Source organism: Streptomyces sp. NPDC005151, assembly GCF_053599875.1.
Genome location: NZ_JBSFYR010000139.1, coordinates 1 through 13,372, shown reverse-complemented (window position 1 = coordinate 13,372; position 13,372 = coordinate 1). Strand labels below are relative to the sequence as shown.

At 72.0% G+C, this 13,372-nt stretch carries 12 protein-coding genes and 1 pseudogene; 2 read left to right on the top strand and 11 right to left on the bottom strand.

What is annotated here, in order from left to right; translation table 11 throughout:
- Positions 1–168: 168 nt before the first annotated feature.
- The 6 genes and pseudogenes from ACWD6R_RS37460 to ACWD6R_RS37435 form a co-directional block, all read right to left on the bottom strand.
- A complete protein-coding gene (locus tag ACWD6R_RS37460; RefSeq protein WP_451822830.1) occupies positions 169–1,269 on the bottom strand; it encodes a glycosyltransferase family 4 protein in 1,101 nt (366 codons plus the stop codon).
- A 201-nt stretch (positions 1,270–1,470) separates the two neighbouring features.
- Positions 1,471–2,240 (bottom strand): annotated as a pseudogene (locus tag ACWD6R_RS37455) (hypothetical protein).
- A 154-nt stretch (positions 2,241–2,394) separates the two neighbouring features.
- Positions 2,395–4,140, bottom strand: a complete 1,746-nt coding sequence (recN, locus tag ACWD6R_RS37450) for a DNA repair protein RecN (RefSeq protein ID WP_451822829.1) — start codon at positions 4,138–4,140, stop codon at positions 2,395–2,397.
- A gap of 96 nt (positions 4,141–4,236) precedes the next feature.
- Complete coding sequence (locus ACWD6R_RS37445) at positions 4,237–5,142, bottom strand: NAD kinase (protein ID WP_451822828.1); 906 nt, start codon at positions 5,140–5,142, stop codon at positions 4,237–4,239.
- Positions 5,139–5,954, bottom strand: coding sequence for a TlyA family RNA methyltransferase (locus ACWD6R_RS37440; RefSeq protein ID WP_451822827.1), 816 nt, complete (start codon positions 5,952–5,954; stop codon positions 5,139–5,141). Before ACWD6R_RS37440 ends, ACWD6R_RS37445 begins: the two co-directional genes overlap by 4 nt.
- 7 nt (positions 5,955–5,961) lie before the next feature.
- Positions 5,962–6,249: a hypothetical protein gene (locus ACWD6R_RS37435; RefSeq protein ID WP_451822835.1), complete on the bottom strand. Its 288-nt coding sequence runs from the start codon at positions 6,247–6,249 to the stop codon at positions 5,962–5,964.
- 54 nt (positions 6,250–6,303) lie between these two features.
- On the opposite strand from ACWD6R_RS37435, the gene ACWD6R_RS37430 reads away from it, so the two are divergent.
- The gene (locus ACWD6R_RS37430; RefSeq protein ID WP_266987247.1) at positions 6,304–6,651 is read left to right on the top strand and encodes an SCP2 sterol-binding domain-containing protein; all 348 of its coding nucleotides are present in this window, start codon (positions 6,304–6,306) and stop codon (positions 6,649–6,651) included.
- 105 nt (positions 6,652–6,756) lie between these two features.
- On the opposite strand, the gene ACWD6R_RS37425 is transcribed toward ACWD6R_RS37430, so the two are convergent.
- The 4 genes from ACWD6R_RS37425 to ACWD6R_RS37410 form a co-directional block, all read right to left on the bottom strand.
- Positions 6,757–7,584 (bottom strand): ABC transporter ATP-binding protein, encoded by an 828-nt coding sequence (locus ACWD6R_RS37425; RefSeq protein WP_451822834.1) that lies wholly within the window; start codon positions 7,582–7,584, stop codon positions 6,757–6,759.
- Positions 7,585–7,661: 77 nt separating this feature from the next.
- Positions 7,662–8,723 carry a FecCD family ABC transporter permease gene (locus tag ACWD6R_RS37420; protein WP_451822833.1) on the bottom strand — a complete coding sequence of 354 codons (1,062 nt, stop codon included), beginning with the start codon at positions 8,721–8,723 and terminating at the stop codon, positions 7,662–7,664.
- Between the two features lie 5 nt (positions 8,724–8,728).
- Positions 8,729–9,688 carry a FecCD family ABC transporter permease gene (locus ACWD6R_RS37415; protein ID WP_451822832.1) on the bottom strand — a complete coding sequence of 320 codons (960 nt, stop codon included), beginning with the start codon at positions 9,686–9,688 and terminating at the stop codon, positions 8,729–8,731.
- Positions 9,689–9,963: 275 nt separating this feature from the next.
- Complete coding sequence (locus ACWD6R_RS37410; protein ID WP_451822826.1) at positions 9,964–10,992, bottom strand: HAD hydrolase-like protein; 1,029 nt, start codon at positions 10,990–10,992, stop codon at positions 9,964–9,966.
- A 72-nt stretch (positions 10,993–11,064) separates the two neighbouring features.
- On the opposite strand from ACWD6R_RS37410, the gene ACWD6R_RS37405 reads away from it, so the two are divergent.
- Positions 11,065–12,342 carry a DUF1015 domain-containing protein gene (locus ACWD6R_RS37405; RefSeq protein WP_451822825.1) on the top strand — a complete coding sequence of 426 codons (1,278 nt, stop codon included), beginning with the start codon at positions 11,065–11,067 and terminating at the stop codon, positions 12,340–12,342.
- A gap of 70 nt (positions 12,343–12,412) precedes the next feature.
- On the opposite strand, the gene ACWD6R_RS37400 is transcribed toward ACWD6R_RS37405, so the two are convergent.
- A complete protein-coding gene (locus ACWD6R_RS37400; protein ID WP_451822831.1) occupies positions 12,413–13,129 on the bottom strand; it encodes a tetratricopeptide repeat protein in 717 nt (238 codons plus the stop codon).
- Positions 13,130–13,372 lie beyond the last annotated feature (243 nt).

Here is a 13,372-nt window from a genome sequence, read left to right as displayed (position 1 = left end):
CCTTCCCCAAGCTCTCAGCTTCGTTCGAGCAGGGGAGACCCCATCCGAGGACCTTCCGGCGCCTTGCGATCGCACGCACCAGACGCCGCGAGCTGTTCGGACTCCCATTCTGTGAGCTCCTCTGAGAACAAGACGGCCGCGGGATGCTCCGGCATCCCCGCCGTCACCTCACCATCCCCGCCCGATCGCCAACGGCCTAGCCAACTCGTCGTACACACTGAGGACTTGCGCGATCGTGTCGTTTTCCGTGGGCCAACTCGCCGCCTGCACGCGCCCCGTGCCGGCCATCCGCTCCCGAGCCGCCGGGTCCCCCAGCAGCCGTACAACGACCCGCGCCATGGCCTCCGCGTTGCCGTACGGCACAAGTTCCGCCGCGTCCCCGACCAGTTCGGGCATCCCGCCCACCGCCGTGGCGACCAACGGCACCCCCATCCGCAGCGCCTCCTGCGCCACCAGCGACCGCGCCTCCCACCGGCTGGACAGCAGGGCCAGATCGGCGACGGCAAGAAGCTCGGCGACGTCGTCGCGGCTCCCGATCAGCCTGACGGGCAGTCCCTCGTCCCGGATCCGCCACTGGAGCGCACCCCGCTCCCGCCCCTCCCCCGCGATGACCAGCAGGGGCAAGGGGTCGAGTTGACGCCACATCCGTGCCGCGTCGAGCAGCGTGTCGTACCCGTGATGCGGTACGAGACTGCCGATGGAGACGAGTAACGGCCGCCCCACCACTCCGAGTTCGGCCCGCGCCTTGCCATCGTCGCGGACAGCGGCAGGAATGCGCGACAGGGGAAGGGCGACCGGCGCGAGTCGCGCGTCGCGCGCGCCCCGCCGCCGCGCCCGGTCGACCAGATCCGACGACGTACCGAGCACAACGGCCGCCGCCCGGGCGGCCCTTCGCTCCAGGAGGTGGAGCAGCCGGCTGCGGGCACCTTCGGCGTACGCCAGGGTGTGCCAGGTCAGGACCAGTGGGGTGCGCCGCCCGCCGAGCGCAAGACCCGTGCGTACGGCGGCGTGCAGCCCGTGCGCATGGACCACGTCCGCCCCCACGCAGGCGCCCCGCAGGGCGGCGACGGCGGTGGGGTCGCTGCGCCGCGGTACGGGGACGAAGCGGGCCCCCGTGCCGGAGAAGTCGTAGGCGCGGTCCAGTTCGGCCGGGGCGCAGACGGTGACGTGTACGCCTCTCGCCACCAGCCCCGCGGCCAGCGAGCTGACGTGAGCGCTGCTGCCCGCACTGCCGCCGCCCAGGACTTGGACCGTACGCAGCTGTGACACGTTGAATGGCTCCCGGGGCTACCGAGTCGGCGGTATGTGCACCGCCAAGGATGCCAGTCCGTACGCACGTTCCGGCACCTCGGAGCCGTGGTTCCGGTGCGCACAGCGACAACCGGGCGTGCGTTACCACCCGGACGGGTGAGGACAACGGTGCGATATTGCCACGCCGACGACCCGGCGACCCGGGGACCCGGGGACGCGTCAGCGCCCCGACAGCACGTCACCGATCCGACAGCGCCGGGCGAGCCCGCTGATCCGGTCCCCGTACACCGCCGCGGCCAGGACCCCCGCCGCATGGGCGGCGAGCCCGCCCCGGCCGTTGCCCGCAACGATCGCGAGACCGACGGCCGCGCCCAGGGCATGCGCGCCCGCGTCCCCGATCATGGTGCGTTCCCCCAGCTCCTCGGCGGCGAGGGCTGCCACGGCCCCCATCGGCGCGGCAGCGAGTCCGCCCCGGACCAGCCCCGTGGCCCCGAGGGCGAGCACGGTGGCGGTCGCGACGCCCGGCCGCAGGTCCGTCAGGTTGACGAGATGAGCGGTTCCGGCGATCACACACCGGCGAGGATCCGGTCGACGGGCCGTTCCTTCAGCAGGACGCCCGCAGCGAGCCCGGCCGCCCCGATACCGAAGAGCTTCACGGCACCACTGGTCACCTCGCCGTGCCGCAGCGCCGTGAGATGGGCGCGGAACCCGCGGCGCGGATCCTCGGCGCCGGCGAAGTCGTCGTAGACGCCACAGCCCCCGGCGGCCAGCACGGCGAGGGCGGCGGCGGTCCGGGTGCGGGGCGGCAGCGGGAGCACGGCGGCTCCGGCGGCGGCACCGAGCGCGACGGCGGGCCCGGCGTACAGATCGACGGTGCGCCCCGCGTAGTTGGTCCGCAACCACCCCGGGCGCGGCCGCCCCCGCAGCGCCCGGTACACCCCGCCCGCGACCCCGGCGGCGACGGCACCGGCGGCGACCCTGCTGATCATTGCTCCCATGCGCGCCAGGCTACGAGTCGGCCCCGAACACTCGGACGCAGGGGCGCCGAGGCCCGCCCGCCCGCACACTGCACCGCAGACACCGAAGCCGGCCCGTCCCCGCGCCGAACGGCAAAGACTCCCCCGCACAGCAGTGCGCCGCCGCCTACCCGTCCGCCCGCGCCGCGGCCAGCAGCTCCTCCGCATGCGCCCGCGCCGTCTCCGAGTCCTCCTGCCCCGCAAGCATCCGGGACAGCTCCCGTACCCGGTCCTCGCCCTCCAGGACCGTGACACCGCTCCGGGTCACCGCCCCGTCGACCGTCTTCTCGACCAGCAGCTGCCGGTCGGCGAACGCCGCCACCTGTGGCAGGTGCGTGACGACGACCACCTGCGCGGACTTGGCGAGCTTCGCCAGCCGCCGTCCGACCTCGACGGCCGCCTTGCCGCCGACGCCCGCGTCGACCTCGTCGAAGAGGTACGTGGGTACGGGGTCGGAGCCCGCGAACACCACCTCGACGGCGAGCATCACCCGGGACAGCTCACCGCCCGATGCGCCCTTGGCGATCGGCCGGGGCTGGGCCCCGGGGTGCGGGGCCAGCAGCAGTTCCACCTCGTCGGCGCCGGACGGACCGTAGAGCACGCTCCGCCCGCCGATGTCGATGCCGGACGCCTCGTCCGCCGCGTCGGTCTGCCGGATGTCGAAGGAGACCCGGGCGTGCGGCATGGCGAGGGATGCCAGTTCCTCGGTCACCGCTTCGGCGAAGAGAGCCGCCGCCGCCGTCCGCGCATCGGTGAGCGCCTGTCCGAGCCCGGAGAGTTCGGCCCGCAGCGCGTCCCGCTCGGCCGTCAGCTCGCCGATCCGGTCGTCGTCGCCCTCGAGTTCGGTGAGCCGGCCGGCCCCGTCCTCGGCCCAGGCGAGCACCGCGGCGATGTCCTCGCCGTACTTGCGGGTGAGCGCGGTGAGCGCGGCGCGCCGCTCCTCCACCGCGGCGAGCCGCAGCGGGTCGGCGTCCAGCTGGTCGGCGTACCCGGCCAGTTCGCCCGCCACATCGGCGAGCAGGATGGAGATCTCGCCGATCCGGTCGGCGAGCGCGGCGAGCGCCGCGTCGTGGGCGCGGACGGCGTCGAGCGACCGCCCGGCCGCGGCGACGACGGTCGTCGCGTCGACGGCCTCCTGGTCCTCCGGGTTGCCCGCGAGCGCGGCGTGCGCGAGGGCGGCCGCGGAGGCGAGCGCTTCGGCGTGACCGAGCCGTTCGGCCTCGGCGGCGAGATCGGTGTCCTCGCCGGGCAGTGGTTCGACGCCGGCGATCTCGCCCAGTCCGAAGCGCAGCAGATCCGCTTCCTGGGCGCGTTCGCGGGCGCGCGTGGTCAGCTCGTCGAGCTCCGTGACGACGGCCCGCAGCCGCCGGTACGCCGCCGCGTACTTGGCGTGCGGCACGGCGACGCCGTCGCCCGCGTACCGGTCCAGGGCCTGCCGCTGCCGCGCGGGCTTGAGCAGTCCCTGCTGGTCGGTCTGGCCGTGCACGGCGACGAGTTCGTCGGCGAGTTCGGTGAGGACGCCCACCGGCACGGACCGTCCGCCGAGATGGGCGCGCGAGCGCCCTTCCGCGGAAACGGTACGGCTGATCAGCAGCGCACCCTCGTCGATTTCGGCCCCGGCCTCCTCGGCCCGTACCGCGGCCGCGTCACCGGCGGACACCGTGATCCGTCCCTCGACGACGGCAGCCTTGGCGCCGATCCGCACCAGGGCGGGGTCGGCGCGCCCGCCGAGCAGCAGCCCCAGGCTGGTGACGACCATGGTCTTGCCCGCGCCGGTCTCGCCCGTCACCGCGGTGAACCCGGGTGACAGCTCCACCACCGCGTCGTCGATGACTCCGAGCGACCGTATCCGCATCTCCTCCAACACGGACACGACCTTACGAGGTCCGGACCCCGGTGTGCGACGGGCCCCGGCCGCGGATTCACTCTCCCGTGCACCGAAGGGCCGTGATCTGCGGCATCGACGCGATCAGTGGGGCGCGCCCCGCCACCCCGAGACGGGCAGCGCGAACTTCGCCACCAGCCGGTCCGTGAACGAGGCCTGGTGCAGCCGCGCCAGCCGTACGGGCACGGCCCCGCGCCGCACCTCGACCCGCGCTCCGGCCGGCAGCTCCACGGTCCTGCGCCCGTCGCACCACAGCACCCCGTGCGGCGTATGCGGCTGGACCTCGACGGCGAGCACCGAGGCCGGCGACGTCACCAGCGGCTTGGCGAACAGGGCGTGGGCGCTGATCGGGACCATCAGCAGCGCCTCGACCTCCGGCCACACCACCGGCCCGCCCGCCGAGAAGGCGTACGCGGTGGAGCCGGTCGGCGTCGCACAGACGATCCCGTCGCAGCCGAAGCCGGTGACCGGGCGCCCGTCGATCTCCAGGACGACTTCGAGCATCCGCTCGGGCGACACCTTCTGCACGGCCGCTTCGTTCATCGCCCAGTCGGTGTGGACGATGTCGCCGTTGCTGTGCACGAGGACGTCGATCGTCATGCGCTCCTCGACCTGGTACGCCCGGGTGACGACCCGGTCGACCACCTTGTCCAGGTCGTCCCGCTCGGCCTCGGCGAGGAAGCCGACCCGGCCGAGGTTGACACCGAGCATCGGCACCCCGGAGGCCCGGGAGATCTCGGCGCCGCGCAGCAGCGTCCCGTCCCCGCCGAGGACGATCAGCAGCTCACAGCCGTCCACGGCCGCGGGCGTCGCGTCGTCGACCGTCTCCACGGCCGTCGGGAGCGGCAGGTCTGCGGCCTCCGCGGCAAGGACCCGTACCCCGAGTCCGCTGCGCAGCAGCCCCTGCACCACGAGCTCGGCGCTGCGGATCGCGGCCGGCCGGCCGGTATGTGCCAAAAGAAAGACAGTTCGTGCCGCATTCGTCGTCAACGAGGCCCCTCCGCCACTGCACGGTCGACATCCGCAGGATTCAGCTCAGGCGCTCCGGCCCGCAGCCAGAGAAAATACTCGACATTGCCGGAAGGCCCGGGCAGCGGGCTCGCGGTCACTCCGCGCACTCCGAGTCCCAGCGCCCAGGCCCGGCGCGCCACCTCCCGTACCGCTTCGGCCCGCAGCTCAGGGCTGCGCACCACGCCACCGCTGCCCAGCCGCTCCTTGCCGACCTCGAACTGCGGCTTGACCATCAGGACCAGGTCCGCGTCGGGGGCGGCACAGCGCGCCAGGGCAGGCAGGACGAGCCCCAGCGGGATGAACGACAGATCGCCGACCACCAGGTCCACCGCCTCTCCGTCGATCGCCTCCAGCGTCAATTCACGTACGTTGGTACGGTCCTTGACGGTGACGCGTTCATCGGACTGCAGCGACCAGGCGAGCTGCCCGTAGCCCACGTCGACGGCGACGACATGACCGGCTCCGGCCCGCAGCAGTACGTCGGTGAATCCACCGGTCGACGCCCCTGCGTCCAGCGCCCGGCGCCCCTCGACCTTCAGCCCGAGGGGTACGAAGGCGGCGAGGGCGCCCGCGAGCTTGTGGCCGCCGCGCGAGACGTACTCGGGGTCGCTGTCGTCCTTGATGACGACGACCGCGGCACTGGTCTCGACCTGGGTGGCGGGTTTGGTCGCGGTGTTGCCGCCGACGGTCACCCGCCCTGCGGCGATCAGCTGGCTCGCATGCTCGCGTGAGCGGGCGAGCTTTCGGCGTACCAGCTCGGCGTCGAGACGGCGACGTGCCACTCCTGCCACGTTCGGTTCAGCTCCTGTTGTTGTACGGGGGCACCGGTGCGGGTACCGGTGCGGGTGCGGGCCGGGCATCCAGCGCGGTCAGCGCATCGCGCAGCCCACCGTGTACATCCTCGTACACCTCGATGTGTCCCTCCGCCGGGAGGTGGTCCGCATCGGCCAGCCGCTCCAGCCCCGCGTCGACCTCGGCGTGTCCGGTGGGGGTGCGCGTGACGCCGAGGGGCGCGGGGGCTGCGGGCTCGGGTGCGGGACCGGCCGTCTCCGCCGATTCCCCCGGCGCCGTCCCGGGCTCCGGCATCAAGTCGCTCATGCGGAAACGCTACCGCGAAGGCCTGGGGTACCGTCGGTCACGATGGCGACCATGGCGGAGTGCCGCAGCGCACTCGACAGACTTTCCGACAACCTCGCGACGGCCGAGGGCGACGTGCGCAGCGCGGCTGCCCTGGACCGCTCGCTGAGCTGTCACATCAAGGACCTCGGGATCACCTTCACCGGCCGTCTCAAGGATGGCCGGATCCAGGTACTCGACACGATCGAGGGCCCGCCGAGCGAGAAGGCCGAGATCCGGCTCGCGATGAACGGCGACGACCTGGTGGCCATGGTGAACGGGAACCTGAACTTCGCAAAGGCCTGGGCCTCGGGCCGAGTCCGGCTGGAAGCAAGCCTCCGAGACCTCATGCGCCTCAGAACACTGCTGTAGTACACCCACACCATTGAGCCCGCCGCGCTGACCGATCACGCCCGCCGGAATCAAGCCCGTCCGGCGATTGAGGACAAAGCGCGCCGACAGGCCGCGCAACCCCGCTCAGGCCCCCACCGAATCCGCAACGCGCGCGCCCCGCGCGTTGCGCGCGCCCCGCGCGGCCGGCACCACCAACGGCGTCCCCGTCTCCGGATCAGCAATCACCTGACACCGCAGCCCGAACGCCCGCTCCACCAGCTCCGCCGTGACCACGTCCTCCGGCGCCCCCTCGGCAATGACCTCGCCCCCGCGCATGGCAATCAGATGCGTGGCGTAGCGCGCGGCGTGGTTCAGGTCGTGGAGGACGGCGACCAGCGTCCGCCCGCGCGTCTCATGCAGCTCCGCGCACAGGTCGAGGACATCGATCTGGTGCTGAATGTCGAGGTACGTCGTCGGCTCGTCGAGCAGCAGCAACGGCGTCTCCTGCGCAAGCGCCATCGCGATCCAGACACGCTGCCGCTGGCCGCCGGACAGTTCGTCGACATAGCGATCGGCCAGCCCGCGGACACCGGTCGACACCATCGATTCCTCGACAATGCGTTCGTCGTCCGGCGACCACTGCCGCAGCAGCCCCTGATGCGGATACCGCCCGCGTGCGACCAGGTCCGCGACGGTGATGCCGTCGGGCGCGATCGAGGACTGCGGCAGCAGCCCCAGGGTCTTCGCAACCTTCTTCGCGGGCATCGCATGGATCGTCTGCCCGTCCAGCAGCACCTGCCCCCGGCTCGGCTTGAGCATCCGGGACAGTGCCCGCAGCAGCGTGGACTTCCCACAGGCATTGGGGCCGACGATCACGGTGAACGAGTTGTCGGGGATCTCGACCGAAAGGTTCTCCGCGATGACCCGCTGGTCGTAGCCGAGGGTCACCGAGTCCGCGGTGAGGCGCTGCATGGTCGTACTCCGGGAGTCGGTGGGATGGGTCATCGATGGGCTCGTCCTTCGGGGCGGATTCACCGTCCGCCGGGTTCTCATATCCGCCCCGCCCTGCGCTCGGAGACGAGCAGCCACAGCAGGTAGCAGCCACCCAGCACGCCGGTGACGACACCCACCGGCAACTGCCGGTCGCCGAAGGCGTCCATCGCGATCCAGTCGGCGACGAGCAGCAGCGCAGCCCCCATGAAGGCGGCGGGCGCCAGATTGGGCCCGGGCGAGCGGGTGAGCCGGTGTGCCAGCTGCGGGGCACTCAGCGAGACGAACGCGATGGGCCCGGCCGCGGCGGTGGCGACGGCGACGAGCAGCACGGCACAGCCCATGAGGACGAGCCGGGTGCGTTCCACCCGTACACCCAGGGCGTACGCGGCGTCGTCACCCATCTCCATCATGCGCAGCGCCCGTCCGTGCCCGAGCACCAGCGGAATGAGCAGGCCGCACACCGCGATCAGCGGCCAGACCTGCGCCCAGTCCCGCCCGTCCAGCGAACCGGTCATCCAGACGACGGCACGGGTCGCATCGACCAGGTTGGCCTTGGTGATCAGATACTGCGAGGCGGCGGTGAGCATCGCGGCCGCGCCGATACCGACGAGCACCAGCCGGTAGCCGTGGACCCCTCGTTTCCACGCCAGCAGGTACACCGCGGCGCCGGTGAGCAGCCCGCCGACCACGGCGCCGCCCGCGACCGCGGCGGCCCCGCCCTGGAAGAGGACGATCACCGTCAGCGCACCGACGGTGGCGCCCTGGCCGAAGCCGAGCACGTCGGGGCTGCCGAGCGGGTTGCGGGAGATGGTCTGGAACACGGCGCCGCCGACCCCGAGCGCCGCGCCGACCAGGAGCCCGACGAGGACCCGCGGCAGTCGCAGGTCCGTGACGATGAACTCCTGCTGGAAGGTGCCGTGCCCGAACAGCGTGCTGACGACCTCGCCGGGCGTCATCGCGTAGTCCCCGCTGCCGATGAGCACGATCCCGGCCCCGGCTGCCACGGCGGCAAGGAGCACGATCACCACGAACGCCCGGACGTCCACCCGGAAGGAGAGCCCGCCGCCGGTCCGTACGGCCCGGACCGCGCCGGCTCCGCCCTTCGTACGGGTCTTCATGGCCTTCACAGCTGGGCCATCCTCTTGCGGCGTACGAGATGGATGAAGACGGGACCGCCGAGCAGCGCGGTGACGATGCCGACCTGCAGCTCGGACGGCCGGGCGATCACCCGCCCCACCACGTCCGCGCCGAGCAGCAGCACCGGCGCGAGCACGGCCGCGTACGGCAGGATCCACCGCATGTCGGGGCCGGTGATCGCACGCACCAGGTGCGGGATCATCAGCCCGATGAAGACGATCGGCCCGCAGGCGGCGGTCGCGGCCCCGCACAGCAGAGTGACGACGAGCATCGCGAGAACGCGGGTGCGGGTCAGATGGGCGCCGAGCGCCCTGGCGGTGTCGTCGCCCATCTCCAGGGCGTTCAGCGGCCGGGCGATGAGCAGTGCGAGGACGACACCGACCGCGATGAACGGCCACACCTTGCCGACGGTCTCCATGTTCGCCGAGGCCAGCGACCCGACCGTCCAGAACCGCAGCCGGTCGAGCGCCGCCGCGTCCAGCAGCTGTACGGCGTTGACATAGCCGAACAGCGCGGCGCCGGCCGCGGTCCCGGCGAGGGCGAGGCGTACAGGCGTCGCGGACCGGCTGCCACCGAGCAGGTACACCGCGACCGACACGACCGCGGCGCCGAGGAACGCGAACCACACATACCCGGTCAGCGAGGTGACACCGAAGAAGCTGATCGCGGACACGACAGCTGCCGAGGCTCCTGCGTTGACGCCGAGCAGTCCGGGTTCTGCCAGTGGGTTACGGGTCAGGGCCTGCATCACCGCACCGGCGAGGCCGAGCGCGGTGCCGACGATCAACCCGAGCACGGTCCGCGGGATGCGCACCTCCCGTACGAGGACATCGCCATGGGTCCCCGAGGCGTGGAACAGAGCGTGCCAGACATCGGCGAGGGGCAGCGCCCTGGCACCGATCGCGATACTCGCGAGGCACACCAGCACCAGTGCGACCACGGCGATCAACAGCCCTACGGCACGGATCTCATGGCGCCCGGGGGGCGCGGATGTCACCGGCGCGGCCCTGGGACCTGCGCTCGGTTCCGGCGAACTCTCGACCAACACGAGGTTAGGTTAGCCTACCCTCTCTAGTTGTCGAGCCGCCCGGCTCCCTGTACGCAACGGAACGCCATATACGCCCGATTCGTCCCGCAAGGATCCGTCGCCCCGGCGAACTCCCGGACACCCCCGCCCAGTTGCCCAGGCCCCGTCCGCAGCACCCTCAGGTTGCCGCCGGACTACAGCCCGAGCCTGGCCACCGCCTTCCCCGCATCAAGCCGGCACGCCTCCTCACCGGCGTACGACCAGGCAGCCCCGCACAGCGCCCGCAGCCCGTCGAGCACGTCCCCGTCGCCCTCCAGCGCCAGCTCGTCGCCGCGCACCACGGCCGTCCAGTCACCGCAGCCGAACCCACCGCCGTTCTCCGTCACCTCGGGCTGCCCGGTGAGCAGTCCCCGCAGATCCGCATCCACATACGTCGGCCGGTGCCTCGGCTCGGCCGCCACCAGCTGCGCCGCGTCCGTCACCCCGGTGAGCACCAGCAGTGAGTCCACTCCACCGTTGAACGCACCCTCGATGTCCGTGTCCAGCCGGTCCCCGACCACCAGCGGCCGCTCCGCCCCGGTCCGCAGCACGGTCTCACGGTGCATCGGCGGCAGCGGCTTCCCGGCGACCTGCGGCTCGGCACCGGTGGCGATCCGTACGACCTCGACCGCCGCACCATTGCCCGGCGCGATCCCCCGGGCGCTCGGAATCGTCAGATCGGTGTTGGACGCGAACCACGGCACCCCACGGTTGATCGCGTACGCAGCCTCCGCGAACCGTCCCCACGCCATGTCGGGACCGCCGTACCCCTGCGCCACCGCCACCGGCTCGTCGTCCGCCGAATCCACCGGCACCAGCCCACGCTCCACCAGCGCGACCTTCAGCCCCTCGCCCCCGACCACGAGCACCCGGGCCCCGGCCGGCAGCTGATCGGCCATCAGCCGCGCCACCGCCTGCGCCGAGGTGATCACGTCGGCGGGCTCGGCCGGCACCCCGAGCTCGGTCAGATGGTCCGCCACGGCAGCCGGCGTACGCAGCGCATTGTTGGTCACGTATGCAAGATGCATTCCACCGTCCCGCGCGGCGCCCAGCGAATCGACGGCATGCACGATCGCGTGACCGCCCGCGTACACCACCCCGTCAAGATCCAGCAAAGCCGTGTCGTACGCCTCGCTCAGCGCAGTGCTGATCCCGCTCGGCCGGGTCCTGCTCGCCTGACTCATATCTTTACGCCCCTCATTGCATGCTTCTCCCTCGATCATCGCGCATCGCCACAACGCACATACGATGCAGAAATGAAGACACCAGGTCCCACCGGCCAGGGACTGCGCCTGATCCCGTTCCGCGGGCTGCGCTACGTCCCCGAGCGGGTCGGCAGTCTCGCCGCGGTGACCTCACCGCCCTACGACGTCGTCGTGCGCCCCGACGGGCTGCACCACCTGGAATCGGCGGACCCGCACAACATCGTCCGATTGATCCTGCCGCAGGCCGACACGCCCGCCGCCCGCCAGGAGCAGGCCGCCGAGACTCTCAACCGCTGGCTCGACGAGGGCATACTGGCCCCCGAGAGCGAGCCCGCGCTCTACGTCTACGAGCAGCGCAGCGGCGAGATCCTGCAACGCGGCATCGTGGGAGCACTGGCGCTCTCCTCCCCCGCCGACGGCATCGTCCTGCCGCACGAGGACGTCATGGCCCATGTCGTCGAGGATCGCGCCAACCTGATGCGCACCACAGCCGCCCACCTGGAACCGCTCCTGCTCACCTACCGCAGCGAGGGCGACCCGACCGGCGCGACCGCCGTGATCGAGCGCACCATCCACCGGCCGCCGCTGCTCGCGACGACCACCGAGGACGGCTACCGGCACCGGCTCTGGGCGGTCACCGACCCGGCCGACCGGTCCGAGATCGAGACCGACCTCGCTCGCCACCAGGCGCTCATCGCCGACGGCCACCACCGCTGGGCCACCTACCTCCGGCTGCAGCAGGAACACACCGACCCGGGCCCCTGGGACTTCGGCCTGGTCCTCCTCGTCGACACGGCCCGCTACCCGCTCCGGATCCGCGCCATCCACCGGCTGCTGCACCGCCTCCCCGTCGCCGACGCACTGGCCGCGTTGAACGGCACCTTCCGAGTCCGCGACATCGAGGAACCACTCCCCGTTGCCCTCGACGCCCTCGCCGAGGCGGCCGCCGAGGGCAACGCCTTCCTGCTGGCAGGCGACGGCCGCTTCCATCTCGTCGACCGCCCGGACGAGGCACTGCTGGCCCGCACGATCCCGGCCGACCGCCCACTCGCCTGGCGCACTCTCGATGCGACAGTCCTGCACGCGACGCTTCTCGACCATGTGTGGCAGATCCCCGACAGTCCGGAACGCATCGCGTACATACATGACACCGAGGCAGCCGTGGAACAGGCCGAGCGCCACAACGCCACCGCGGTCCTGATGCATCCGGTACGCGAAGAAGTCGTCCGGGACCTGGCCCGACAGGGAGTCACCATGCCCCGCAAGTCGACCTCGTTCGGCCCCAAGCCGGCCACGGGCCTGGTCCTGCGCAGCCTCACCCTCGACTGACCGCGGGAACGGACGCCGGACACAAAAAAGAGGGCGGCATCCCTTCCGGGATGCCGCCCTCTCTCATGGCTTACGCCTTCGTCGACCCGTCCTCATCCGCATCGTCGACATCGCCATCGACATCAGCGTCGGTGCCGGCCTCGACCTCGGCCGTCTCGTCGTCGCTCTCACCGAGAGCGTCGACGAACTCGACACCGTCCAGCTCGGCGAGCCGCTCCGACGCGTCGGTGGCACCGTCCTTGTCGGCCTCCAGGGCCTTCGCGAACCACTCACGCGCCTCGTCCTCGCGCCCCGCAGCCAGCAGCGCATCGGCGTACGCATAGCGCAGTCGCGGCGTCCACGGGTGCACGGCGCTCGATGCGAGCTCGGAGCTCTGCAGGGTGACGATGGCGGCATCGATCTGCCCCATGTCCCTGCGCGCCCCGGCGGCCACCAGGCGCATCTCGACCTGTCCGGCCTTGTCCAGCTTCTGCACCTCGGGCTCGCCGGCCATGGCCATCGCCCGCTCGGGCCGCCCGAGTCCACGCTCGCAGTCGGCCATGACGGGCCACAGCTCCACGGAACCGGTCATCCGCTTCGCCGCCCGGAACTCGGCCAGCGCCTCCGAGTACTTCTGCGTCGCGTACGCGGCGAAGCCGGCCGCCTCCCGCACAGCAGCCACCCGCGAGGCCAGCCGCAGCGCGATACGCGAGTACGCGTAAGCCTGCTCGGGGTCCTCGTCGATGAGCCGGGCGACCATGACGAGGTTGCGGGCAACATCCTCGGCCAGGGTCTTCGGCAGGCTCATCAGCTCCTGCCGCACGTCCTTGTCGATCTCGTCACCGGTGACGTCGTCAGGAATGGGAAGCCGCTTGATCGGCTCACGGTCCCGGTCGTCCCGGCGGTCGTAGCCACCACGCTCGCGGTCGTCCCGCTGTCCGCGGTATCCACCGCCGCCGCGGCTGTCGTCACGGCGGAAGCCGCCGCTGCGGCTGTCGTCGTCGCGACGAGGCCCACGCGGCCGGTCCTCACGACGCTCGAAGCCACCACC